This is a genomic window from Kaistella soli (assembly GCF_019038595.1).
Classification (GTDB): domain Bacteria; phylum Bacteroidota; class Bacteroidia; order Flavobacteriales; family Weeksellaceae; genus Kaistella; species Kaistella soli.
The window spans coordinates 205881-231029 of record NZ_JAHOPF010000005.1; the positions used below are offsets into that span (position 1 = coordinate 205881).

Sequence of the window (25149 nt, forward strand, 5' to 3'; positions counted from 1 at the left end):
TTATTGAAAATCAGCGACAAAAACCCTTTTTTATGTCGCCTATTTTTATACTTTTGCAAAAAATTAAATATATGTATTGGACATTAGAATTAGCTTCTTATTTAAGTGACGCGCCTTGGCCTATGACAAAGGCGGAACTTATTGATTATGCAATTAGAACAGGTGCACCAATGGAAGTAGTTGAAAATCTTCAGGCTATCGAAGATGAAGGAGAGGTTTACGACGCTATTGACGAGATCTGGAGCGATTATCCTACGGATGATGATTATCTCTGGAACGAAGACGAATATTAAAAAAACAACAGTCGGTGGTCATCAACGGCAACCGGCTTTTATATTTTAGAAAAATTCTAAAAAAAACTAAAATCTTTTAAATGGCTATGCACATGCAAATGGCCGAAAGCGAATACTTATGGGTTTTATAGACAAAGTTCTTAAAGGTTTTCTGGGCGACAAAAACGCTACCGACCTGAAAGAAGTAAAAAAAGTACTTCTTAAAATAAAAGCTGCTGAACCGAAAATTCAGGAACTTTCTGATGATGGTTTAAGAGAAAAAACTGCAGCGTTTAAAGAAAAAATAAAAACGGCTACTGCCAATATTACTTCTCAGATTGAGCAAACCAAAGAACAGATTAAAAATTCTGCCAACGTTGATGAAAAGGAAGAACTTTTTGCCAAAGTAGAACAGCTTAAAAAAGATTCTTACCAGATCGAAGAAAAAGTACTGAACGAAATTCTTCCTGAAGCCTTTGCACTGGTAAAAGAAACAGCCAGAAGACTTGCCCAGAACGGAGAAATCCGCGTAACAGCTACAGATCTGGACAGGGAACTCGCTTCCACTAAAGATTTCGTGGAGATTCAGGGCGATACCGCCATCTGGAAAAACCAGTGGGATGCAGCCGGAACAGCAGTAACTTGGGACATGGTACATTATGATGTTCAGTTCATCGGAGGGGTGGTTCTTCACAGCGGAAAAATTGCCGAGATGGCGACCGGTGAAGGAAAAACTTTAGTAGGAACTTTACCTATTTATCTTAACGCTCTACCGGGAAGAGGAGTACACGTAGTTACCGTGAATGATTATCTGGCGAAACGTGACTCGGCATGGATGGGTCCGCTTTATCAGTTCCACGGTTTAACGATCGACTGTATCGATCTGCACCAGCCTAATACTGACGCTAGAAGAAAAGCATACCAATCAAGCATTACCTACGGAACAAATAACGAATTCGGTTTCGATTACTTAAGAGATAACATGGTGACCAATCCTGACGAACTCGTTCAGGGAGAATTAAACTTCGCCATCGTCGATGAGGTAGATTCCGTTTTGGTGGATGATGCAAGAACACCGCTGATTATTTCAGGGCCGGTTCCTCAGGGCGACCGTCAGGAGTTTGACGTATTGAAACCTTCTGTTGACCGAATTGTTGAAATTCAGAAAAAAACGGTTTCAGCGATATTCAATGAAGCAAAAAAATTAATCGCCAACGGAAACACAAAAGATGGCGGTTTCAAATTATTGCAGGCTTACAGAGGTTTACCAAAATCAAGACCTTTAATTAAATTCCTTTCAGAAAGCGGAAACAAAGCGCTTCTCCAAAAAACTGAAGGACAGTATATGGCAGACAACAACCGCGATATGCCGATTGTTGACAAAGACCTTTACTTCGTTATCGACGAAAAACACAATCAGATTGATCTTACCGATAAAGGGGTTGAATATATGTCTGCAGGAAACGAAGACAAAGATTTCTTCGTTCTGAATGATATTGCAACCGAGATTGCAGAACTTGAAGCTAAAAATTTATCGAAAGAAGAAGAATTTGAAGCGAAAGAAAAACTCTTTTCCGAGTTTGCAGTAAAATCTGAAAGAGTTCACACTTTAAGCCAGCTCTTAAAAGCATATACCGTATTCGAAAAAGATGACGAATATGTAGTAATTGACGGAGAGGTAAAAATCGTTGATGAGCAGACCGGCCGTATCATGGAAGGGAGACGTTATTCTGACGGTCTTCACCAGGCAATTGAAGCGAAAGAAAACGTGAAGATTGAAGCGGCTACCCAAACTTTTGCAACCGTTACCCTTCAGAATTATTTCCGGATGTACAACAAGCTTGCGGGGATGACCGGAACAGCGGAAACTGAAGCAGGCGAACTTTGGGAAATCTACAAATTGGATGTAGTGGTAATTCCTACCAACAGACCTATTCAGAGAGATGACAGACAGGATTTGGTGTACAAAACCAACCGTGAAAAATACAATGCCGTAATTGAAGAAATTGAAAGATTAACAGCAGTGGGCCGACCGGTATTGGTGGGAACTACATCAGTTGAAATTTCTCAGTTGCTTTCAAGAGCACTTCAGTTAAGAAAAATTGAGCATAATGTACTGAACGCAAAACTACACGCCAGAGAAGCAGAAATCGTAGCAATGGCCGGTGGACCGGGGGTTGTAACGATCGCGACCAACATGGCAGGTAGAGGAACCGATATTAAGCTGCAGGGCGAAGTGAAGCAGAACGGCGGTTTGGCGATCATCGGTACTGAAAGACACGATTCTCGTAGAGTTGACCGTCAGCTGAGAGGTAGAGCCGGACGTCAGGGAGATCCAGGAAGTTCACAGTTCTATGTTTCTTTGGAAGACAATCTGATGCGTCTTTTCGGTTCTGAAAGAATCGCGAAAATGATGGACAGGATGGGTCATAAAGAAGGTGAAGTAATTCAGCACGGAATGATCTCAAAATCTATCGAAAGAGCTCAGAAAAAAGTAGAGGAAAACAACTTCGGTATCAGAAAAAGATTGCTGGAGTATGACGATGTGATGAACAAACAGCGTGACGTAATCTACAAAAGAAGAAAGAACGCACTGTTTGGGGATCACCTGAAATATGATATTTCGAACATGATTTTTGATGTTGCACAGTCTATCGTTACCAAAGCGAAACTGGAAGGCGATTATAAAGATTTTGAATACGAAATCATCAAGAATTTCACCATGGAAGCACCCGTTTCTGAAAGTGAATTCAAAACAAAACAAAATCCTGAGCTTACCAATATTCTTTTCAAGGCAGCCACCGAAGATTATCAGATGAAACTGACTCTTCTGAAAGAAAAATCTTTCCCGATCATTGAAAACGTTTACCAAAACCAGGGTTCAATGTTCAAAATGATTCAGGTGCCTTTCACGGACGGAATTAAAACAATGACCATTGTTACCGACCTGAAGGAAGCTTACGAAACCAAATGCGATTCACTGATCAACGATTTCGAAAAGAATATTTCCCTTGCCATCATCGATGAAAACTGGAAACTTCACTTAAGAGAAATGGATGATCTGAGACGTTCCTCACAGGGTGCGGTGTATGAGCAGAAAGATCCTTTGGTAATTTACAAACAGGAGTCATTCTATCTTTTCAGCGAAATGGTTGAAAAAGTAAACAAAGAAATCGTATCATTCTTATATAAAGGAGAAATTCCTGCATAAACAGAGATGAAAGTTATCATGAGACTTCCCCAATATTTGGGGAAGTTTTTTTGTTAACCTAATGTGAATTTGTTGTATTTTTAGTGTTCTAAATTATTATTGAATGGCATTAATAGATTTGTCAAAACAGGTTGCTTTAGGAATTGATATTGGCGGTACCAACACCAAATATGGCTTTGTGAACCACCGGGGCGAAATTCTGGAAAAAGGAAGCATCAAAACTGACGATTACGAAAAAGTAGAAGACTTCATCGATGCGCTTTACAACACGATAGCTCCGCTGATGGCCAAACACTGCAGCCAAAGGCAGTTCGACGGCATAGGAGTCGGCGCGCCCAATGCAAACTATTATACCGGTACGATAGAACAGGCACCCAACCTTCGCTGGAAAGGCGTTGTACCTTTCGCAAAACTGATGACCGAAAAATTTGGGCTGCCCTGCACGATGACTAATGATGCCAATGCGGCAGCTTTGGGAGAAATGATGTTCGGCGCGGCAAGGGGGATGAAAGATTTTATCATGATGACCCTCGGCACAGGCGTTGGAAGCGGAATAATTTCCGGCGGAAACCTGATCTACGGACACGACGGTTTCGCAGGAGAACTTGGTCATACCATCGTAAAACCTGGCGGAAGAAAACACTGGAGCACAGGCTCCGAAGGTTCTCTGGAAGCATATGCATCTGCCACAGGAATTTCTATCACGGCTAAGAAAATGCGTGCAGAATTTCCGGATTCGATGCTTAATGAATATCCTGAAGAGGAAATAAATTCTAAAGTTGTACACGAATGTGCCAAAAAAGGCGATCCTACTGCAATAGAAGTATTCAGATATACCGGGCAGAAATTAGGTGAGGCGTTGGCTAATTTCGTGATGTTTTCTTCACCCGAAGCCATCCTTCTTTTCGGCGGCGTGATCAAAGCCGGAGACTTTATCTTAAAACCCACCAAACTCCACATGGAGCGCAACCTTTTACCGATCTTCAGAAACAAAGTAAGACTGGTTTTCAGTGAACTTGACGAAGCAGACGCCGCCATCCTTGGCGCAAGCGCTTTGGTGTGGGAAAAGTAAATATCAAAGCACGGAAATAACTAAATAAATAAATGAGCATCTCAGTAGTGGGATGTTCATTTTTTTAAGCCATATCTGGAAGATCACTTATTACATTAATTAAGTATCTTTGAAGTAAGAATTTAATCTATAAACTCCAGTAAAGCGGTGAAAAATGGACATTTTAATAAACGTAATTTCTTACATTACTCTCGTCTTATTGATTTTTTTACCAATAATTCTGTCAAAACTGACAGTTAAATTACATCTAAAATCAAAATATATAATTGGGGGATCAGCGTTAATTATTCTAAGTTTGATACTATTAATTTTTTCTGCGTGGTGGTCTGATTTTTCTTCACAAATACTACTTACGCAGTACAATTACAATTTTGACGGAACGAACGAAACCGAAAATTTCAAGAACGTAAAAAAAATTGATATTCAAAAAGTAGCAGAGTTAAAAAAGAGCTTAATGGGAATTGGCTGGCCATTAAAAGCAATAATGATTTTCCCATTCTATCTAACATATTCAGGGTTTGCATTCTTTATCACTACAAGAATAACCAAAAACAAAATCTTGAAAACAGTTTAAATCGTTTAACCAATTGCTGGAAATAACAGTCCATACGCGGAAATTTCCCGTCCTCTACCCCATCCTTTAGGTTCCTCAGTGTTCCACATCTCCATTTCAGTCCATCTGTGGGATAATTTATCTCATCATTGGGGTTTTTCAGAGAAAATTTGGGGCCCACAAGTGAAAATTTGAGCTTTTGAACCTCACGATTCCGGCAATATACCCCATGTATGCACTGATTTAATGATCCGTCGGGGTAAAGTAACCCGCCGGAGCATTAAAAAAGCCCGCCTTATCGGCGGACTCGAAAACTAATAAGGCAAATTATGTAGTTGGCGTTGCGGGCGTGGTGCTTCTGCCGGTGCGGTTGAAGAACTGTTTCAGCTCACTGTGTTTGGTTTCGAAACCATCTGCTCCGCTGCCGGCGCGGTAGCTGGTGTAGGCATAATCTGCCAGTGCCGCCTGGTAGTTATCGAAATCGTGCAGGGTTTTGGAATTCTTCATTTTTGTTATCAATGCTTCCAGACGTGAAATGAGGCTCTCAAAAACGGCGCGGCTGGCAAAATCTTTCTCAAACTCTGCCCAATCTACATCATTTACTGCGAGAGTAGGCTCGTTCTGGCGATAATCGTTTACTTTGTTTACCAGCAGTTTGTTCTGCTCGTTGATGCTGCCATACCTCTTGCGGTCTTCCGGGGTAAGTGAAACGTTCACCACGCTCAGCGCGTTTTCCAGTTCAGTTACGGCATCTTTTGCAGCGGTTACCTGTGCCGGGGTAAGGTGCACATTGTTTAAGTTTGTCAAAGGCATACTATTGTGTTTTTATGGTTAGTGTTTCGAAAATAAAAGAAAATGGTGTATTCAGCAACCGTTAAAGAACCCTTTTTTGTCTGTTACGGTTTTCAGTATTTTTATTAATTGTTTGCAAAAGGATCGTGTGTTGTCTTCAGCAGGAAACTTAAAATTTAATTATGATGATTAATTAAAATTTTTATCATAGAAATTCGTTATTAAAACATGAATAAGATTTTAGTATTTTTGATGGGTCTAATTTTGTATTCCTGCAACGGCCAGGAGACGCAGAAACCTTTAACAAAAAATGTAAAAATGGATAAACAGAATTTAGAATATATCACCTTCGGTGGCGGATGTTTTTGGTGTGTGGAAAGTTGTTTCAATATGCTGAAAGGGGTGGATGCAGCTGTTTCGGGATATTCAGGCGGACATAAGCCAAACCCGACCTATGAAGAGGTTTGTACCGGAGAAACCGGCCATGCCGAAGTAGTACAGATTGCCTACGACCCGAAAATTATTTCTTACGAACAGCTGATGGATGTTTTCTTTTTCCTGCACGATCCTACACAACTGAACAGACAGGGAAATGATATCGGAACCCAATACCGGTCGGTGATTTTCTATAAAGACGATGCCGAAAAACAGAAAGCAGAAGCAGCTTTGAAGGCTTCTGAAGCTTCCGGAAGATGGCACGGAAAATATGTAACCGAAGTGGTGAAGTTTGAGAAGTTCTGGCCGGCGGAACAGTATCATCAGGGGTATTATAGAGAAAATCCTACCCAGCCTTACTGCAGCGCGGTGGTGGGACCTAAAATTGCCAAATTCAAAAAGCATTATGGCGAACTGGGAATGCTGGAAACGAAAACTGAATAATAAAATAAGCGGAGAAAGATTCTCCGCTTTATTTTTGCCTGTAAATATAATATCCTGCTTCCGATGGATGATCCTGAACATAATCTTCAGGATTTTCTTTTTTAATTAAATGGTAAATCATTAAATCTCCTGCCGCTGCCCCGGAAAATATGATTCCGAAAATGAGCAGCATAAGGCTTCCGGTGAATAAACTGATGACTGCCGGAATAATTCCAAGGAAAATAAACGGAGCCAGTAAAGCGATGATATAATGCCTGATTTTCAGAGGTTCTTTACAATGGCAATAAGGCGTGAGTGTTTTCCATAAGATGCCAAATTTGATGGATCTGAAGCCTTTTGAGGCATACTTTGCAAAGAAAATTCCGTGGATGAATTCATGAACCACAATTCCTAAGATCATCCCCACAACAGGTGCAAGTAATTTGATAAAAACATTATCGGTTTGGAATATACTTTTTGAGGAACCAGTTTGCCAAAGTAAGAAGAACGGTACGGCAAAAATAAGTGCAAAAAAGCCTAAATATTTTAATGCAACAATATTAGCTTTCACCAAATCGATTTTTTTCTCCTCTTTATCTAAGTTTTCAAGATTCATGTTTTAGTTTCAGTTTTCTCAAAAATACTAAAATATATGTCATAAAAAAAGCCCGCCGAAAAATCAGCGGGCTTTGTCATATTCGGAAAATATTTATTTTACTAAAGTCATTTCACTGATCAAGTGACCTGCTTTACCGTACTTTTCAATAATCCAAAGAACCATTCTTACATCAACATTGATTGTTTTCTGCATTTTCGGGTCGAAGATAATATCTCCGCTTAACGCCTCGCTGTTACCGTCGAACGCTAAACCAAGTAAGTTACCCTGACCGTCAAGAATCGGAGATCCTGAGTTTCCTCCTGTAATGTCATTATCCGAAAGGAAGTTGGCAGGCATGAATCCTTTTTTGTCTTTATACTGACCGAAATCTTTTTTCTTCACCAAATCGATAAATCTCTGTGGCAAATCAAATTCTTCGTCGCCTTTTTTGTATTTGGCAACCATTCCGTTTACGTCTGTATAATAGTTGTTTTTAGGTTTGATACCGTAATAGTTTCTGTCAGCTCTTTCCGGCAAGGTGCTTATTTTACCGTAAGTAAGTCTCATGGTAGAGTTGGCATCCGGATAGAAATCTTTCCCCGGCATTGATTTTCTCAAACCGTCTAGGAATATTCTGCTGTTTTTAGCGAAAGCTTCGTCAACTTTAGCATATTTCTCCCCTGCTAATTTCTGATCATTGATGAATCCGTTTGCAAGTTTCATTAATGGATCTGCATCAATCTTCAATCTGTCCGGATTGTTTACAAAATTCATTGCAGACTCTTTTGTAGCAAATACAGAAGAGAAGGCCATTGTAGAAAGGTTTTTTGCGTCTGCTGCCAACAAAGTTGGGGAAGCATCTCCTTTGGTTACTCTCTGCTGATAAAGATTAACCATTGAATTCAGCATTTCACCTTCAAGTTTGGTATTGAAACCGTCGTACATTTTATCGATCGCATCGGTAACTTTGGTTTTCATCGCAACCTGTCCGTTCGCATCCTGATCTGCGTAAGTTTTCAATAAAGAACCTAACTGGTATGCAACCGAGATATATTTTGCATTTCTCTGAAGCTGAGAAGCATAGTTTCTTTCAACATTTCTGTTGGAGAACTGCGCGTAGTTGGCTTTAATATCACTTAAAACTCCGCTGTAAGCAGCCTGATTTTCAGGTAAAAGTGCCCAAACCATATACTTTTCTTCCAGGGCTTTCTTGTCCGCAATAGTTCCATTTTTGTTAACGGCATCGATGGTTCCCTGTCTGTTTTTCCAGTAATTAGCTACGGATGCATATTGTGAAGCATAATCAAGTTTGGTTGCCTGATCTTTGTCCATATATTTTTTCATTACGTCCATGGCAACTTTGGAAGCCTCAACCCAAGCCGGATAGTCTTTGTTAACCATCTGCTCGATACCGTAAGAAGTAAGATATCTGTTAGTTCTTCCCGGGAAACCAAGAATCATTGCAAAATCTCCAGGCTTGTAACCTTTCAGGGAAATAGGAAGCGCGTGCTTCGGCTTCATTGGTACATTGCTAGGAGAATATTCTGCAGGGTTACCGTTGGCATCGGCATATACTCTGAACACAGAGAAATCTGCAGTATGTCTCGGCCACTCCCAGTTATCAGTATCTCCACCGAATTTACCTAAAGAGTTAGGAGGCGTACCTACCAATCTTACATCTTTGAAATCCTGATATACGAAATAATAAAATTCGTTTCCGTTAAAGAAATCTCTTACCACAACGCTGTATTTTCCGTTTTCGGAATTTTCAGCCTGGATAGCTTTATATTCAGCATCGATAACTGCTTTTCTTTCGTCAGCAGACATGCTGTTGTTTAATTTGGAATTGATACGCTGTGTAGCATCATCCATTCTTACCAAAAATCTCACAGAAAGACCTTTTGCCGGAAGTTCCTCGCTTTTTTTCATTGCCCAGAAACCGTTTGTTAAGTGATCTTTCTCAGGGGTTGATAATGCTGCAATGTTTCCGTATCCACAGTGGTGGTTGGTAAAAAGTAAACCTTCTTTAGAAACCATTTCTGCAGTACAGCCACCGCCAAACTGAACGATTGCGTCTTTTAAGCTTGAGTTATTCACTGAATAAATTTCTTCAGGAGTAAGCTTAAGACCTTCTTTTTTCATATCAACTCCGTTGAGTCTTTTAACCATCATCAGAAGCCACATACCTTCATCGGCTTTGATCTGTAGAAAGCTCAGCATGAATGTGAGCAGTAAAAATATTCTTTTCATTTATAAATTATTTTATAGGGGCTAATTTAAGAAAATCATTTCATATACGGCTTTTTCCAAAAAAAAATGGATGAGAAACTCTCATCCATTTGATTATTTATTAAACTTAAAACTATTTTTTGATAAGTTTAGTATTTTCAACAGCGCCTCCGCCATAGTACACCTGAAGCATGTAAGTTCCTTTTGCTAAAGAAGATACATTGATTTGGTTACCTGATTTGAATGACTGAACTTTCTTCCCAGTCATATCAATAACTGTAATATTTTCAATTTTCTTATCAGCAGAGATGTTTACAACATCGGTAGCCGGGTTAGGATATACTTTTAAGTTTGCTTTCAATGCATTATCAGAAGTTCCTAAAGCAAGGTTTCCGCTGAATTTTAAGATACCTGTTGATCCAGAAGGCCCATCGCTAAATTGACCAGCCCATCCTGTAGTAGGATTAAGGAAAGCAACTTTACCTCTCTGATTCCCAGCATCAATGCTTGTCCATGTTACACCTCCATCTGTGGAATATGCAGATCCCATGAATCCTGGGCTTCCTGAATTAATTCCTGTAGACACATAGGTATTAGGCGTACCAGGCACATAAGTAACATCACCAAAGTACCAAGTTCCTGTTGTTGATACAGGAAGCCATGTTACGCCACCATCATTGGTTGAATACAATCCTGCAGTTGTTGTTGCTGGAGAACCAGCACCATCCACGGCTATAAGAAGACCATTGCTTCCATCTTTAAATGCAAAAGTTCCGGAAGATCCGGAGGTAGTTACTCCCCCAAAATCGATCACAGGAGAAACGTTAGCTGTCCAAGTGGTACCTCGGTCAGTTGAGTGAAGAATTCTCCCCAAATCCGTTCCGAACCAGATATTGTCCCCAACAACTTCTTTCATAGCTACATAGCTATAATCCCCTGCAGCAGCAGGTCTTCCTGCAACAGCAGTCCAGGTTGTACCTCCGTTGGAAGTTTTATACATTTCAAATTTTCCGTCAGCAACTGGATCTCCGCATGCCCATCCATTATTTGCATCCCAAAAGTAAATCTGGTTACCGAATGAACTTGAAGCAAATCCAGATGTTTGCTGAGCCCAAGATGCGCCTCCATTAGTCGTTTTCCAGATTCTGTTTCCGTTTGTTCCTGCCGCATACGGAGCAGTGATGATCCATGCAGTATTTGCATCAACAGCTGCAATATCAGAAATTAGCGCATTTGAACCGGGTCCAGCTACTGTAGAAGCTGTCCAAGTCGTTCCTCCATTTGTAGTTCTTGAAACAATCTTTGGATAAGTCCCTGCTCCGGAACCATCATATGCGAATGTCCAGGCGGTATTTGCATCAACAATTGCTATTTCGTCTACCCCAAAATTTAAGGGGAATTTAGTGCCCTGCGGGGTCCAAGACTGGGCCTGAGTCGCCATTGAAACCAGCGCCACGCCAGTAAGTAAAAGTTTTTTCATAATCTTTAAAGTTTAATGATTTTCGGTAAAAGTATATAATTCAAAAATAATATGCAAACTATATTATCATTTTTTTAACTAAACACGTGATTTAATAACGAATTGGGATTTTAAATAAAACATGAGGCAAAAAAAAATGAACTTTAATTAGATTAAAATTCATTTTAAAAAAGTCAAAAGCTTTTATTAAATAGTTCTTACCATTTCGGTGTGCGGAATATCATCTTCCAGATATTTAAGTCCAGTATCAAGAAAGCCAAATTCTGAATAAAATTTCAAAAGATAATCCTGCGCTGAAATACGCACGGATCGGCTGGCAAATCTCGTTTCAATGGAATCTAAAGCGACTGTCATCAAGAATTTCCCCAACTTTAATTTTCTGAATTTAGGATTGGTCAAGACTCTGCCAATTGAAGCTTCAGGATATTTAATTCCAAGATTAAAAATCCGGCAATATGCCAAAACCTCCCCCTCTTTTTCAGCCCAGATGTGCACTGCCTTTTCGTCATATCCGTCCGCATCAAGATAATAACAGGTCTGCTCCACAATAAAAACCTCCTGACGGATTTTCAGAATGCTGTATAATTCTTCAGTAGAAAGCTGAGGGAAAGATTTTATCTTCCAAATGATACCGTTCATTATTCAAAGTTCACTTTGTTTTCAAACAGAAACTGATTAGTTGTTGAAATGAATTTTAAGATCTCATCACCTCCAACCTTTTTCTCTGCAGAGGTAATATAAATTTCAGGTAAATCTTCCCAGGTTTTAAGAAGTTCATTTTTATAATCTTCCACATTCGTGATAACGGTATTCGGTTTCAGCTTGTCCGCTTTCGTAAATACAATTGAAAACGGAACGCCGTTTTCACCGCACCACTCTATAAATTCAATATCAATTTTCTGAGGAGTGTGACGGGCATCCACCAAAACGAACAGATTAACCAGATTTTTCCGGTTCAATATATAGTTTGTAATAATTTTCTCAAAATCCCGCCGCATACTTTTGGAGACCCTTGCATAACCGTAACCTGGCAAATCGGTAAGATACCACTTTTCATTGATCAGAAAATGATTGATGAGCTGTGTCTTACCCGGGGTTTGCGATGTCTTTGCCAAATCTTTATGATTCAGCATCGCATTGATTAAGGATGATTTTCCCACGTTCGACCGTCCGATGAATGCATATTCGGGCAAATTCGGTTCCGGGCACTCCTGCCATCTCCCGCTGCTTTTGACAAATTCTGCTGTTTTGATTACCATTTCTGAATTTTTTTCAAATTTAATTAAATAAAAAATGGAAGCTTAAACTTCCATTCACTTATTTTTCGATTTTCTTTAACCAACTATATAATATCTCATTAAACTCATCGGGTTTTTCCATCATGGCAGCGTGTCCGCAATGCTCAATCCAATAAAGTTCTGAGTTCGGTAAAAATTTGTTCATATCTATCGCCACTTCCGGCGGAGTAACATTATCCTGTCTTCCCCAGATCAGGCAAACGGGTTTTGTAATTTTCGGCAAATCATTCAACATATTATGTTTGATGGCGCTTCGTGCAAGCATTACCGTTTTAATTCCTTTCATCCTGTCGTTCACAACAGAAAAAACCTCATCCACCAGCTCATCAGTTGCCACTTTCGGATCATAGAAAACATCTTCTGTTTTCTTTCTGATATATTCTTTATCGGATTTTCTCGGGAAACTGTCTCCGAATGTTCTCTCATAAAGCCCGGAACTCCCGGTCAACACAAGATCAGATACAAGTTCAGGTCTTGCTAAAGTCAAAATCAAACCGATATGTCCTCCCATTGAGTTTCCAACAACAGTTACAGGCTCATCAACTTTTTCTTCAATAAATTTCGCAACATATTTCGCAATTGTTGTTAAGTTGGTATTAAGAATCGGTAAATCGTAGATGGGAAGCACGGGAACAAAAACTCTATATCCACGTTCGGAAAAAAAGTTTACTGTTTTGTCGAAATTACTCAAACCGCCCATTAATCCGTGTAATAAAATCAACGGATGCCCTTCTCCAGCCTCAATGAAAGAGAATTTCTTTTCTTTTTTCGTAATAAATCTCATAAAATTGCTTTATCAGCCTTGCAAAAATACAAATTAAAGACCAACTTTAATTTATATTGATTGAATTTTCAATAAAATTAAGCATTTTAATTATGCTTCAAATACTTTTTTTAAAAAAATGATAAAGCAATCATAACTGCTTTTTAATCAAATATTTAATGCTTAAAATCAAAACTTATTAACATTAAGTCAAAAAGTGGGAAAAAGTGGGAGGTTTTAGAAATTTTTATATAAATTTGTCCCAAATGAAGAATTTCATCGGCACATACGAATGCAAAATAGACGACAAGGGTCGCATAAAACTGCCTTCATCACTGGTAAAACAGATGGAGAATTTTGGCGGTGACTCCTTTGTGGTAAAGCGTTCTGTTTTTCAGTCCTGTCTGGAGGTTTATCCAATGACGGGCTGGGAAAAACTGATGGAGAAAATCAACAGGCTGAATCGCTTCCAAAAGAAAAATGCAGATTTTATCAGACGTTTTACGGCAGGCTTAAAAACCGTGGAACCTGACAATGCCGGAAGACTACAAATCTCTAAAGATCTTACGCTCTTTGCAAACCTTAAGAAAGACATTGTTATTACCAGCGCGGGAGAGCTCTTTGAGATTTGGGATAAAGACGATTACGAAATGGTGATTGCAACTTCTGAAGAAGATTTTGCACAGCTTGCCGAAGAAGTGATGGGCGACATCAGTTTTGATGATGAAAATTAATCCTTAGTGTAAAGAGGAACTTTTTAACAGAGTCCTTTTCAAAACATCAACAAATAATAAAATAATGTATCACAATCCTGTTTTGCTGAAGAAAAGTGTAGATGATCTGGTGACAAATCCTGACGGAATTTATGTGGACGTAACTTTCGGCGGTGGCGGCCATTCCCGGGAAATTCTGAAAAGACTTTCAGAGAAGGGAAAACTCTACAGTTTTGACCAGGATTTAGATGCACTTAAAAATACAATTGAGGACACAAGATTCACATTGATTAATCAGAATTTCCGGTTTTTAGAAAATTCCCTCATGGCATACGGAGTGAATCAGGTGGACGGGATTTTAGCTGACCTCGGAGTTTCCTCTCATCAGTTTGATGCTGCAGAACGCGGATTTTCTACCAGAAGCAATGCGCCTCTCGACATGCGAATGAACGTGATGCAGCACCTGGACGCCAAAAAAATCGTGAATGAATATGAAGAGGAACAGTTAGCTCATATTTTATATTACTACGGCGAACTGCGCGAGTCGCGGAAACTGGCGAGAGAAATTGTTCATCACAGAAAGCTTAAACCTATCGAAACCACGGAAGATCTGAAAAAACTGTTCAGTTATATTCCGCAGTTTAAGCAGAATAAATTTTTTGCTCAGGTTTTTCAGGCTATAAGAATAGAAGTAAATCAGGAACTTGAGGTTTTAAAGGAAATGCTTCTTCAGTCCTATAACATTTTAAAGCCTAGCGGCAGATTGGTGGTAATTTCTTACCATTCCCTGGAAGACCGTCTGGTAAAACGGTTTTTAAAGAACGGAATGTTCGAGGGCGAACCGGCGAGAGATATTTATGGAAATTACCCGAAAGCATTTAATCTTCTTCAGAGCAAAGCAATTATTCCGGATGATGCGGAAATCGCTGAAAATTCAAGAGCAAGAAGCGCAAAAATGCGGGTAGGAATTAAAAATTAACGAGAGTAAAACACAATAAGCCGTTGGCAAAAAAACAGACATACCGTCCACAGAAGAAACTCACTTTTATTGATATCATAAAAGGGAATTTTCTAAACCGTGATGAAGTAAAAATTCATTACAAATATTTTATGCTGGTGTTTTTCTTGCTGATGATTATGATTTTCAGCAATCACCTGGTCAGCCAAAAAATTGAACAGGTAAATGACCTCAAAGAACAGACGGAAGAATATAAATCCCGGAATGCGTACGCACAAAGCCGGTTAATAAAAGTAAAACTGGAATCGGAACTGGGCAAGGAAATGGTGGAAGACTCCTTGTTATCATTAGAAAATCATCCGCACAAATTATTGATAAAATTAGACAGCACAGATGGCGGTTCAAAATGAATTCGAAAATAAACGCTCAAAAACATTGAGATGGGGCTACCTTTTTGCAGGGTCGGCCTTCATCCTTTTTGTGGTTTTTTTAGGAAGAATTCTTATTTTACAGAATACTAACGTTCAGGAAATTAAAGATGATTATATCAACAAAAATTACCGCGAAGCTAAATTAAAAGCTGCCCGCGGAAATCTTTACGCTTCAGATGGATCTATCTTGGCAACAACCGTGATGCGTTATGATGTATATCTCGATTTCAAAACGATAAAAGATACTGTTTACAGCAATAATATCGGTCCATTGACCGATTCGTTATCGAAAATGTTCGGCAAACCGAGAAGCTACTTCAGGGACCGGCTCGATCAGCAGAAAAAAGCCAATAACCAGTATTATTCGTTGGTTAAAGGTCTTGATTTTGATGACTATGACAGAATCAGAAAATTCCCGATTTTCAAAAAAGGTAAAAATAAAGGGGGCTTCATTATCGACAGAAATTTTAAAAGAGAACTCGCCACCACACAAATTGGTTCCGGAACGATCGGAATGGATGACGGCGTTACAAAATCAGGACTGGAAGGTGCTTTCTCGAAATATATGACCGGCACGGACGGAACACGCTTAGAACAGCGGGTGAACTCCAGCCAATGGAAACCAATCGATTATTGGAAAGTAAATGAACCTATCGATGGACAGGACGTTTACACTACAATTGATTTACGAATTCAGGATATTGCACACTCTGCTTTAGAAAAACAACTGATTAATTTCAACGGTGATCATGGCTGCGTTTTGGTGATGGAAGTGGCGACAGGAAAGGTAAAAGCAATGGTCAATCTCCGCAGAACGGAGCCGGGAATTTACGTGGATGCCTACAATTACGCACTGAAAGATGCTACAGAACCGGGTTCAACCTTCAAAACCGTTTCTCTTCTTGCAGCGATGGACGACGGCTTTATTGATGAAAACACCACAGTGAACGTAGGAAACGGCGTGTGGACTTACGCTAAACAGAGAATTTCCGACGGACATGGCGGGGGGATTTATGAAATTGCTGATGTTTTGGCAAAATCGAGTAATGTTGGTTCAGCTAAGCTGATTACACAGTATTATGCAGATAAACCAAAGGTTTTCCTGGATCATTTGAAAAGATGGAAAATGTTCGATAAAATGGATATTGAACTCCCAGGAATTACCAAACCTTTTATCGTAACTCCTGAAAGCAAAAGATGGAATGCAGCAACTCTGGCCTCACTCGCTTATGGTTATTCGTCAAGGTTTAATCTTTTGCAGCTGACCACTTTCTACAACGGTATCGCAAATAAAGGAAAAATGCTGAAACCTCTTTTCATTGATAAAATAATGAAAGACGGACAGGTTTTATACACTGCAAAACCGGAAGTGATGGTGAGCAAAATGGCTTCAACAAAAGCGATTACGATGATGACCAACGCGCTGACGAAAGCCGTTGAAAAAGGTACTGCAAAAAGTATTTTCACCCCGAATCTGAAAATGGCCGGCAAAACCGGAACCGCAAGATTCGAATACTGGAAACCGGGACCGGCAAAATACCAGGCAAGTTTCGCAGGTTTTTATCCCGCTGACAATCCCAAATACACCTGTATTGTGATGATCAACCAGCCCGATAATTCCAAAAGTTTTTACGGATCAACGGTAGCAGCTCCGGTTTTCAAAGAAATTGCAGGTAAAACATTTCTTAAAACCCCGCAAAACGTAGAACACGAAATGTTGGTTGATAAAAAAGTGGATTTAAGCAAAATGGTGGAACCCAATGTGAAAATCGCTGTTAACGGCAGACAAATGCCAAATGTTGTTGGCCTGATTGGGAAAAATGTGATTCCGCAGTTGGAAAACTCGGGTTATCGCGTGGATTATAAAGGTGTTGGAAGAATTAAAGAACAGTTTCCTCTGGAAGGTGCCATTATTGGTAAAAATCAAAGGATTTATCTGAGCTTACAGAATTAGAAACAAAGTGCCGCAGGGGGCGGCTAAAATAAAGAGTAGGAGAAAATCCTGGTGACATACAAAATGAATTTAGAAGTATTATTAAACAGAATCCCAGTTTTAGAAATTTCCGGACCTGAAAACCGTGAAGTTTCAGAAATTGTTTTCGACAGCCGTAAAAGTGTTGAAAATTCCCTGTATGTAGCGATTAAGGGAACGGTTTCTGACGGACATTCTTTTATTGATTCCGCCATTGAAAAAGGCGCTTCCGTAATTGTCTGTGAAAATTTAAATGAAAATTTAAATGAAAACGTTACCTATATTAAAGTAAAAGACGCTTCTAAAACTTTAGGCCAGCTTGCTTCTAATTTTTACGAAAACCCGTCTGAAAAACTGAATTTAATAGGAATTACCGGTACCAACGGGAAAACTTCTGTAACGACGCTGCTGTTTGATGTTTTCAAAAACTTAGGTTTTAAATCTGCTTTAATTTCAACGGTTGAATATCGGATTGGAGAGAAAAGCATTCCGTCCACGCATACCACTCCGAATGTGATTCGCCTGAATCAGATATTGGCAGAAGCAGTGGAAGAAGGCTGCGAATATGCTTTCATGGAAGTTTCTTCCCACGGAATCCATCAGAATAGAACCGAAGGTCTGCAGTTTAAAATTGCAGGCTTCACCAATATTACCCATGATCATTTAGATTATCACAAAACTTTTGATGAATACATCAAAACCAAAAAAAGATTTTTTGATGAACTGAATCCCGAAGCCGTTGCCATCACCAATATTGATGACAAAAACGGGAACGTCATGCTTCAGAATACCAAAGCGGCAAAGAAAACCTACGCTTTGAAAACAATGGCTGATTTCCATGGAAAAATTATGGAAGCCGACTTCAACGGAATGCTTCTCAACTTCGGCGGAAAAGAATTCTGGACAACTTTGACGGGGAAATTCAACGTATATAATTTGCTCTTGGTTTTTGCAATTGCAGTGGAATGCGGTTTTCATGAAGAAGATATCTTGAAAGCCATTTCGAATTTGAAAAGAGTAAAAGGAAGATTCGAAACTTTGAAATCCGAAGGCGGAATTTTCTTCGTTGTCGATTATGCGCATACGCCTGATGCATTAGAAAATATTTTAGATTCCATTAACGAAATCCGTACTAAAAACGAAAGACTGATTACAGTTTTCGGTTGCGGAGGCGATCGGGATCATGCAAAACGCCCTGAAATGGGAAGAATTGCTACAAGAAAATCTACACTTGCCATCATTACTTCTGATAATCCGCGGACGGAAAATCCGGCAGATATCATCAAAGAAATCGAAGCCGGCGTGGAACCGCAGTATTTCAGCAAATACACTTCAATTCCGGACAGAAAAGAAGCAATTAAAATGGCGATCAAATTTGCTGAGCCAAAAGATATTATCCTCGTAGCCGGAAAAGGGCACGAAGATTATCAGGAAATAAATGGCGTAAAACACCATTTTGATGACAAAGAAATGATTATTGAACTGGCCAGATTAATGTCTAAATAATCTTGAATTAAAAACTAAACCATCAGCTATGTTATACTATCTCTACGAATATTTCACCAGCCACGGAATTCACGTTCCCGGCCTCGGTATGTTTAGATTTATCTCTTTCCGTGCAGGAATGGCAGTTTTGCTTTCTTTGATTATCGCATTGGTCTATGGAAAGAAAATCATCAACTATCTGAGGAAAAAACAGATGGGCGAACTGGTTCGCGATTTAGGACTTGAAGGCCAAAAACAGAAAGAAGGAACGCCAACGATGGGAGGCCTCATTATTATTATGGCAACCTTGATTCCGGTATTGCTCTTTACCAGAATTTTCAATGTCTACATCGTTTTGCTGATCACTTCTGTAATTTGGATGGGAGCCATCGGTTTTATAGACGATTATTTAAAGAAAATTAAAAAAAATAAAGACGGTTTAAGCGGCAGATTCAAAGTAATCGGTCAGGTTGGTTTAGGTCTGATTGTGGGAATCACAATGTTCTTCCATCCCTACGTTACCGTGAAAAGAAAGTACGCTGACGCAACGGAAGTAAGCAGAAATAATGTAGAGAAAAATTTTATGCCTACAGAGAAATCAACCGTTTCCACTGTTCCTTTTGTGAAAAACAATGAGTTCGATTATAGCGGTATTTTATTTTGGATGACTCCCGAAAAAGCACACGAATGGGCATGGGTTGTTTTTATTCCCATCGTCATTTTTATTGTGACAGCAGTTTCAAATGGTGCCAATATCGCGGACGGAATTGATGGTCTCGCTGCCGGAACCAGCGTCGTCATCCTACTTACGCTGGCATTTTTCGCGTACATTTCGGGTAACATCATCTTTTCGGATTACCTCAACATTATGTTCCTGCCGAATATGGGTGAAACTACAATATTCGCGCTCGCGCTGGTCGGAGCTGTGATCGGATTTTTCTGGTACAATACCTATCCGGCACAGGTTTTCATGGGAGATACCGGAAGTTTAATGCTGGGCGGTGTGATCGCTGTATTAGCTATTATTTTAAGAAAAGAATTGATGATTCCTGTGCTGTGCGGAATTTTCCTGATCGAAAATGTTTCCGTGATGTTACAGGTGGCAGTATTTAAGTACAGGAAGAAAAAATTCGGGCTGGAATACGCTCAGAATAACAGGCTCTTCAAAATGTCCCCGCTTCATCATCATTATCAGAAAGAAGGTTACCATGAAAGCAAAATCGTAAACCGGATGATTATTATGGGTGTTTTGTTTGCGATTATCTGTTTAATCACATTGAAAGTAAGATAAAAAGTTCCGCAGGAATTGGAAAATATTCCGGTAAAATTAAAAAAGAAAGCATGAAAATAGTTGTTTTAGGAGGCGGAGAAAGTGGCTTTGGTGCAGCATATTTAGGGAAGAAAAAAGGGATGGATGTTTTTCTGTCAGACAAAGGTCTGATTAAGGATGACTATAAAAAACTTTTGAATGATGCCGGTATTGAGTTTGAAGAAGGAAACCACGATGAAGAAAGAATTCTTGCTGCAGATTGGGTAATAAAATCTCCCGGGATCCCGAAGAAAGCCGATATTATTTTTAAAATCAATCAGAAGGGAATAAGACTTTCCTCTGAGATCGAGTTCGCAGCGGAATTTACGAATGCAAAAATTATTGCCATCACCGGAAGCAACGGAAAAACCACAACCACTTCTCTTATATATCATATTTTGAAAAATGATGATCTGAAAGTTGGTTTAGGCGGAAATATTGGGAAAAGCTTCGCAAAACAGGTAGCTGACGAAAATTTCGATTATTATGTTTTGGAAGTGAGTTCTTTTCAGTTGGATGATATTCAGAATTTCAGACCGCACATTTCAATGCTGCTGAATTTAAGTCAGGATCATTTAGATCAGTATAATTACAATTACGAAGAATATGCGCTGGCAAAATTCAGGATTGCTGAAAACCAGGAAAACGACAATTTTTTCATCTACAATAAAGATGACGAAATGAGTATGGATCTTTTGCAGAAACTTAATATTAAAGCGCAAATGGTTCCTTTTTCCATTAAAGAAAAACTGAAAACAGGCGGTTTTATAAATGGTGATAACATGGTGGTTAATTTCAACGACGAATTTTCAATGAAACTTGACGAACTCTCTTTGGTTGGAAATCACAATATTGCAAACAGCCTGGCCGCTTCCATTGCGGGTAAAATACTGAATATCAAAAATGAAAGCATCAGGAATTCGTTGATGACTTTTCAGGCAGTAGAACACCGCTTAGAGCAGGTTGCAGAAATAAATGGAGTAAAATTCATCAACGACAGCAAAGCAACTAACGTGAATGCAACTTATTATGCGTTAGAAAGTATGAAACAGCCAACAGTCTGGATCGTTGGAGGAAAAGACAAAGGAAACGACTATACCGAAATTGAAGATTTGGTAAAGAAAAAAGTAAAAGCAATTGTATGTCTGGGAATTGACAACCAAAAAATCATCGATTTCTTTCAGGGGAAAAAAGACCTCATTTACAGCACGTCAAGCATGGAAGAAGCGGTAAGGGTTTCAAAATCTCTTGCCCAGAAAGGAGATACTGTACTTCTGTCTCCATGTTGTGCAAGTTTTGATTTATTCAACAGTTATGAAGACCGCGGAAATCAGTTTAAAAAAGAAGTTTTAAAATAAAAACCAGAAACGAAGGAACACAAAATGCAGGATACAGAAAACAAATTCGAATTACTGAAAGGCGACAAAGTGCTTTGGAGCGTAATCTTACTGATTTCGTTCTTTTCCGTGTTTCCAGTGTATTCCGCAAGTTCTAATCTGGAGTATATTGTAAACAACGGCACCACTACTTCTCACCTTCTGAAGCATTTGTTTTTCGTAGTGCTTGGCTTGGCAATTATGCGCGGTGTAGGTGTTGTTAAATATGAATACATCGGAAAACTCAGCAGTATTCTGCTGGGCGTAATGGTACTTCTTCTTGTACTCACGATGTTTACCGGACAGAAAATTGACGGAGCTTCGGCCTCACGCTGGCTGAAAATTCCGGGAACTCCGATTTCATTTCAGCCTTCCTCGTTCGCTTATTTGCTTCTGGTCGTTTATCTCTGCCGATATTTAACCAAAAGCATTAAAAGAGAAAGACTTCCGATTGAGAACATACTGTACATTTTCGGACCGGTGCTCATTGTTTTCGGACTGGTGGCAAAAGATAACGGTTCCACAGCTTTAATGATTCTTATTGTTTCCCTTGCCATAATGCTCGTGGGACAGCTTAACAAGAAGTACATTTTCGGGTTTGTAGGTCTTTCGGGAGTAGCGATAGGAATATTCATGTTTCTGGCCTTAAAAACCGATTTAATTGGCAGCAACCGTGTCCATACCTGGATGAGCCGTGTGGAAACATTTACCAATTCTAAAAAAACTACAGAAGTAGAAGACGAAACCCTGAAAGCCAAAAACTATCAGGTCATGCAGGCAAAAGCAGCCATCGTTCACGGCGGAATTACCGGAATGGGACCCGGAAAAAGCGCTTTGAAACAAATGCTTCCGCAATCTGCTTCCGATTTTATTTTTGCCATTATCGTTGAGGAATATGGCTTTTTTGGCGCACTGTTTTTAATAGCACTCTATTTAATAATGATCATCAGAATCGTAATGATCGCCAGTAAAATGCCCGCTTTTTTCGGAAGTTTACTGGTGCTGAGTCTTGGAATTATGATTTTCGTGCAGCTTTCCGTGAATATCGCGGTAGCGGTAAATCTGATTCCTGTAACAGGACAGCCGCTTCCTTTGATCAGTTATGGAGGAACATCCATGTTGGTAACCTATATTCAGTTAGGAATAATATTAAGTGTAAGCTCAAGAATTCAGGTTTACGATGAAGAAGGCATCGGCAAGAAACAGGATCTGGAAGAAATAAACGATATCGCATAAAATACTTCAGCATATTCAAAACACAAATAACTGAACAAAATGAACAGACAACTAAAAATACTATTAAGCGGAGGCGGCACAGGAGGACATATCTTCCCGGCGGTTGCCATTGCCGATGAAATCAGAAAAAGATTTCCGGATGCTGAGTTTCTGTTCATTGGTGCCACCGGAAAAATGGAAATGGAAAAAGTTCCGCAGTCAGGTTATAATATTGTTGGATTAAATATCGCGGGCTTCGACAGAGGAAACCTGATGAATAATTTCGGGCTGCCTTTCAAAGTGGTTACGAGTCTGGCAAAAGCGAGAAAGACGATTAAAAATTTCAAACCGGATTTTGCTGTTGGAACCGGCGGTTTTGCAAGCGGGCCTGCACTGTATGTTGCATCCAATTTAGGAATCCCTGTTTTTGTTCAGGAACAGAATTCGCTGCCCGGAAAAACCAATATGTTTATCTCGCGAAAAGCAAAAGCCGTTTTCACCGCGTATCCTGAGATGGAGAAATTTTTCCACCGCACAAAAACGATGTTTCTTGGAAATCCGATCCGGAAAAATATTATAACCGATTTAACAGATACTGCATCAGCAAAGCAAAAACTCGGCTTAGATCCGAATAAACTCACTGTGCTTTCCGTTGGCGGCTCATTAGGTTCAAGAACACTGAACAACGCCTGGAAAGAAAACCTCAATCAGTTTTTAGAAAAAGATTATCAGCTCATCTGGCAAACCGGAAAAACTGATTACCAAAATATCATCAGCGAGACAGAGACGAAACAGTGCAGAAATCTGCAGATCGTTGAATTTATTAAAAACATGGAAATGGCCTATTCTGCGGCGGACATTATTGTGTCCAGAGCAGGAGCAATCGCAATTTCTGAACTGGCGGTCGCTAAAAAACCAGTGCTTTTGGTTCCTTTTCCTTTTGCCGCGGAAGATCATCAGACCAAAAACGCGCTCACCCTGGTGGAAAAAAATGCCGCAAGAATGGTAAAAGATACCGAAATGAAAGAAAAATTCTGGGCGACTTTAACAGAAATCTGTGAAAACGAAAACCTAAGAAAGGAAATGTCTGCAAACCTGGAATTTTTTGCAAAACCAAAAGCTGCAGAAGAAATTGTAGAAGAAATATTATCAGCATTAAACATCAAATCATAACCAAAAGATGAACCCTTTATCAACATATCAGAATTTCTACTTCGTAGGCATCGGCGGCATCGGAATGAGTGCTCTCGCACGCTACTTCAAAGCATCCGGGAAAAATGTTCTGGGTTATGATAAAACCGTAACCAAATTAACCTCAGCCTTAATCTCGGAAGGAATCGATATTGTGTTTGAAGATAGTCTGTCAGAAAAGATTCAGAATTTAAGCAAACAAAATACGCTTGTTATTTTCACCCCTGCGATTAAGAAACTTGATATTTTAAATCATTTTAATGATAATGGTTTCACGGTCCTTAAAAGAGCAAAAGTTCTCGGAATGATTACCGAAAACACCGATTGCATAGCGATCGCGGGAACCCACGGAAAAACAACGACCTCGTCGCTCGTGGCACATCTTTGCAAAGAAGCCAATCTTTCATTTTCCGCATTTCTCGGAGGAATTGCTGAAAACTTTAAATCAAATTTCCATTTTAACGGAAGCGACATATCCGTTGTTGAAGCCGATGAATACGACAGAAGTTTCCTAAACCTTTCTCCTGATTGGGCGGCAATTACTTCAACTGATGCTGATCATCTCGATATTTATGGTGATAAAGCAACCATAGAACAGGGATTCAGAGATTTTGCAGATTTGGTTCCGGCGAACAACCAGCTTTTTGTCCGTAAAGGAATCAGCATTGGAAGAGACGCAAAAACCTACGCTGTAAACGAAGAAGCCGACTATTATTCAGATAATATCCGGGAAATCGGGGATAAAATCTATTTCGATTTCCATACTTCAAAAGAGGAAGTTGATGATTTTGTTTGGGAAATCCCGGGAATCCACAATGTCGAAAACGCGACGGTTGCTATTGCTATCCTCAATAATTTAGGCGTTGATTTCGAAACTTTAAAACGCGGAATCGCCAATTTTAAAGGAATTAAAAGAAGATATACCAAGCACAGTTTCGAAAACGGAAAAATTTATATCGATGATTACGCACATCATCCCACCGAACTGAATGCGGTGATCGGTTCAATAAAAACTTTTTATCCGCAGCAGAAACTGCTGGTTGTTTTTCAGCCGCATCTTTTCAGCAGAACCCGCGATTTTGCAGACGGCTTCGCAGAAAGTTTAGACAAAGCTGACGAGCTTATTTTACTTGATATTTATCCGGCAAGAGAATTACAGGATAATTTTGAAGGGGTGACTTCTCAATGGCTTTCGGAAAAAATTAAACTTGAGAAAAAGGAAGTTTCAACTCTGGGGGACGCCTTTAATAAAATAAAAGAGAAAGATTTCGATGTTTTATTAACGGTGGGTGCAGGAAATATTGATACCCTTTATGACCCAGTCGTAGAATGGCTTTCTAAAAAATAAATTAAAAAACAGGATACTGAGATAA

The 25149-nt window shown here is 39.5% G+C and carries 21 protein-coding genes; 14 read left to right on the top strand and 7 right to left on the bottom strand.

Features of this window, described 5'->3' with window-relative positions; genetic code table 11:
* The first annotated feature begins 71 nt into the window (after positions 1–71).
* The 3 genes from KSK37_RS11365 (at position 72) to KSK37_RS11375 (ending at position 4555) form a co-directional block, all read left to right on the top strand.
* Positions 72–293 (top strand): DUF2795 domain-containing protein, encoded by a 222-nt coding sequence (locus tag KSK37_RS11365; protein WP_088359186.1) that lies wholly within the window; start codon positions 72–74, stop codon positions 291–293.
* Between the two features lie 118 nt (positions 294–411).
* A complete protein-coding gene (gene secA, locus KSK37_RS11370) occupies positions 412–3483 on the top strand; it encodes a preprotein translocase subunit SecA (RefSeq protein WP_088359185.1) in 3072 nt (1023 codons plus the stop codon).
* Between the two features lie 103 nt (positions 3484–3586).
* The gene (locus KSK37_RS11375) at positions 3587–4555 is read left to right on the top strand and encodes an ROK family protein (RefSeq protein WP_217201618.1); all 969 of its coding nucleotides are present in this window, start codon (positions 3587–3589) and stop codon (positions 4553–4555) included.
* Positions 4556–5435: 880 nt separating this feature from the next.
* Here the strand turns inward: KSK37_RS11375 and KSK37_RS11380 are convergent.
* Entirely contained in the window at positions 5436–5921 is a 486-nt protein-coding gene (locus KSK37_RS11380; RefSeq protein ID WP_088359182.1) for a M14 family metallopeptidase, read from the bottom strand.
* 207 nt (positions 5922–6128) lie between these two features.
* On the opposite strand from KSK37_RS11380, the gene msrA reads away from it, so the two are divergent.
* Complete coding sequence (gene msrA, locus KSK37_RS11385; RefSeq protein ID WP_217201620.1) at positions 6129–6779, top strand: peptide-methionine (S)-S-oxide reductase MsrA; 651 nt, start codon at positions 6129–6131, stop codon at positions 6777–6779.
* Between the two features lie 28 nt (positions 6780–6807).
* Here msrA and KSK37_RS11390 read toward each other — a convergent pair whose 3' ends face one another.
* From KSK37_RS11390 to KSK37_RS11415, 6 genes are all read right to left on the bottom strand, one after another.
* Positions 6808–7374, bottom strand: a complete 567-nt coding sequence (locus KSK37_RS11390; RefSeq protein ID WP_217201622.1) for a DUF3267 domain-containing protein — start codon at positions 7372–7374, stop codon at positions 6808–6810.
* A gap of 93 nt (positions 7375–7467) precedes the next feature.
* Positions 7468–9606 (bottom strand): S46 family peptidase, encoded by a 2139-nt coding sequence (locus KSK37_RS11395; RefSeq protein WP_217201624.1) that lies wholly within the window; start codon positions 9604–9606, stop codon positions 7468–7470.
* A gap of 112 nt (positions 9607–9718) precedes the next feature.
* Entirely contained in the window at positions 9719–11065 is a 1347-nt protein-coding gene (locus KSK37_RS11400; RefSeq protein ID WP_217201626.1) for a T9SS type A sorting domain-containing protein, read from the bottom strand.
* A gap of 186 nt (positions 11066–11251) precedes the next feature.
* Positions 11252–11704 carry a GNAT family N-acetyltransferase gene (locus KSK37_RS11405; protein WP_217201628.1) on the bottom strand — a complete coding sequence of 151 codons (453 nt, stop codon included), beginning with the start codon at positions 11702–11704 and terminating at the stop codon, positions 11252–11254.
* Entirely contained in the window at positions 11704–12324 is a 621-nt protein-coding gene (gene yihA / locus KSK37_RS11410) for a ribosome biogenesis GTP-binding protein YihA/YsxC (RefSeq protein WP_217201630.1), read from the bottom strand. Before yihA ends, KSK37_RS11405 begins: the two co-directional genes overlap by 1 nt.
* A 58-nt stretch (positions 12325–12382) precedes the next feature.
* Positions 12383–13147, bottom strand: a complete 765-nt coding sequence (locus KSK37_RS11415) for an alpha/beta fold hydrolase (protein WP_088359176.1) — start codon at positions 13145–13147, stop codon at positions 12383–12385.
* 245 nt (positions 13148–13392) lie between these two features.
* On the opposite strand from KSK37_RS11415, the gene mraZ reads away from it, so the two are divergent.
* From mraZ to murC, 10 genes are all read left to right on the top strand, one after another.
* Entirely contained in the window at positions 13393–13860 is a 468-nt protein-coding gene (mraZ, locus tag KSK37_RS11420) for a division/cell wall cluster transcriptional repressor MraZ (RefSeq protein WP_088359175.1), read from the top strand.
* 64 nt (positions 13861–13924) lie between these two features.
* A complete protein-coding gene (gene rsmH / locus KSK37_RS11425) occupies positions 13925–14818 on the top strand; it encodes a 16S rRNA (cytosine(1402)-N(4))-methyltransferase RsmH (RefSeq protein WP_217201631.1) in 894 nt (297 codons plus the stop codon).
* 23 nt (positions 14819–14841) lie between these two features.
* The gene (locus tag KSK37_RS11430; RefSeq protein WP_088359173.1) at positions 14842–15207 is read left to right on the top strand and encodes an FtsL-like putative cell division protein; all 366 of its coding nucleotides are present in this window, start codon (positions 14842–14844) and stop codon (positions 15205–15207) included.
* Positions 15191–17182, top strand: coding sequence for a penicillin-binding transpeptidase domain-containing protein (locus KSK37_RS11435; protein WP_088359172.1), 1992 nt, complete (start codon positions 15191–15193; stop codon positions 17180–17182). The genes KSK37_RS11430 and KSK37_RS11435 overlap by 17 nt, the downstream gene beginning before the upstream one ends.
* Positions 17183–17245: 63 nt before the next feature.
* Positions 17246–18706, top strand: a complete 1461-nt coding sequence (locus KSK37_RS11440; protein ID WP_217201633.1) for a UDP-N-acetylmuramoyl-L-alanyl-D-glutamate--2,6-diaminopimelate ligase — start codon at positions 17246–17248, stop codon at positions 18704–18706.
* Positions 18707–18734: 28 nt separating this feature from the next.
* A complete protein-coding gene (gene mraY, locus KSK37_RS11445; protein WP_217201635.1) occupies positions 18735–19976 on the top strand; it encodes a phospho-N-acetylmuramoyl-pentapeptide-transferase in 1242 nt (413 codons plus the stop codon).
* A gap of 50 nt (positions 19977–20026) precedes the next feature.
* The gene (gene murD, locus KSK37_RS11450; RefSeq protein ID WP_217201637.1) at positions 20027–21352 is read left to right on the top strand and encodes a UDP-N-acetylmuramoyl-L-alanine--D-glutamate ligase; all 1326 of its coding nucleotides are present in this window, start codon (positions 20027–20029) and stop codon (positions 21350–21352) included.
* 24 nt (positions 21353–21376) lie between these two features.
* Complete coding sequence (locus KSK37_RS11455; RefSeq protein WP_088359168.1) at positions 21377–22606, top strand: FtsW/RodA/SpoVE family cell cycle protein; 1230 nt, start codon at positions 21377–21379, stop codon at positions 22604–22606.
* A 39-nt stretch (positions 22607–22645) separates the two neighbouring features.
* Positions 22646–23758 carry an undecaprenyldiphospho-muramoylpentapeptide beta-N-acetylglucosaminyltransferase gene (murG, locus tag KSK37_RS11460; RefSeq protein ID WP_217201639.1) on the top strand — a complete coding sequence of 371 codons (1113 nt, stop codon included), beginning with the start codon at positions 22646–22648 and terminating at the stop codon, positions 23756–23758.
* A gap of 7 nt (positions 23759–23765) precedes the next feature.
* Complete coding sequence (gene murC, locus KSK37_RS11465) at positions 23766–25124, top strand: UDP-N-acetylmuramate--L-alanine ligase (RefSeq protein ID WP_217201641.1); 1359 nt, start codon at positions 23766–23768, stop codon at positions 25122–25124.
* Positions 25125–25149: the final 25 nt, after the last annotated feature.

Excerpts from the sequence above, each read along its gene's own strand:
- KSK37_RS11365 (WP_088359186.1), top strand. The coding sequence starts at position 72 with ATGTATTGGACATTAGAATTAGCTTCTTATTTAAGTGACGCGCCTTGG.
- secA (WP_088359185.1), top strand. The coding sequence starts at position 412 with ATGGGTTTTATAGACAAAGTTCTTAAAGGTTTTCTGGGCGACAAAAAC.
- KSK37_RS11375 (WP_217201618.1), top strand. The coding sequence starts at position 3,587 with ATGGCATTAATAGATTTGTCAAAACAGGTTGCTTTAGGAATTGATATT.
- KSK37_RS11380 (WP_088359182.1), bottom strand. The coding sequence starts at position 5,921 with ATGCCTTTGACAAACTTAAACAATGTGCACCTTACCCCGGCACAGGTA.
- msrA (WP_217201620.1), top strand. The coding sequence starts at position 6,129 with ATGAATAAGATTTTAGTATTTTTGATGGGTCTAATTTTGTATTCCTGC.
- KSK37_RS11390 (WP_217201622.1), bottom strand. The coding sequence starts at position 7,374 with ATGAATCTTGAAAACTTAGATAAAGAGGAGAAAAAAATCGATTTGGTG.
- KSK37_RS11395 (WP_217201624.1), bottom strand. The coding sequence starts at position 9,606 with ATGAAAAGAATATTTTTACTGCTCACATTCATGCTGAGCTTTCTACAG.
- KSK37_RS11400 (WP_217201626.1), bottom strand. The coding sequence starts at position 11,065 with ATGAAAAAACTTTTACTTACTGGCGTGGCGCTGGTTTCAATGGCGACT.
- KSK37_RS11405 (WP_217201628.1), bottom strand. The coding sequence starts at position 11,704 with ATGAACGGTATCATTTGGAAGATAAAATCTTTCCCTCAGCTTTCTACT.
- yihA (WP_217201630.1), bottom strand. The coding sequence starts at position 12,324 with ATGGTAATCAAAACAGCAGAATTTGTCAAAAGCAGCGGGAGATGGCAG.
- KSK37_RS11415 (WP_088359176.1), bottom strand. The coding sequence starts at position 13,147 with ATGAGATTTATTACGAAAAAAGAAAAGAAATTCTCTTTCATTGAGGCT.
- mraZ (WP_088359175.1), top strand. The coding sequence starts at position 13,393 with ATGAAGAATTTCATCGGCACATACGAATGCAAAATAGACGACAAGGGT.
- rsmH (WP_217201631.1), top strand. The coding sequence starts at position 13,925 with ATGTATCACAATCCTGTTTTGCTGAAGAAAAGTGTAGATGATCTGGTG.
- KSK37_RS11435 (WP_088359172.1), top strand. The coding sequence starts at position 15,191 with ATGGCGGTTCAAAATGAATTCGAAAATAAACGCTCAAAAACATTGAGA.
- KSK37_RS11440 (WP_217201633.1), top strand. The coding sequence starts at position 17,246 with ATGAATTTAGAAGTATTATTAAACAGAATCCCAGTTTTAGAAATTTCC.
- mraY (WP_217201635.1), top strand. The coding sequence starts at position 18,735 with ATGTTATACTATCTCTACGAATATTTCACCAGCCACGGAATTCACGTT.
- murD (WP_217201637.1), top strand. The coding sequence starts at position 20,027 with ATGAAAATAGTTGTTTTAGGAGGCGGAGAAAGTGGCTTTGGTGCAGCA.
- KSK37_RS11455 (WP_088359168.1), top strand. The coding sequence starts at position 21,377 with ATGCAGGATACAGAAAACAAATTCGAATTACTGAAAGGCGACAAAGTG.
- murG (WP_217201639.1), top strand. The coding sequence starts at position 22,646 with ATGAACAGACAACTAAAAATACTATTAAGCGGAGGCGGCACAGGAGGA.
- murC (WP_217201641.1), top strand. The coding sequence starts at position 23,766 with ATGAACCCTTTATCAACATATCAGAATTTCTACTTCGTAGGCATCGGC.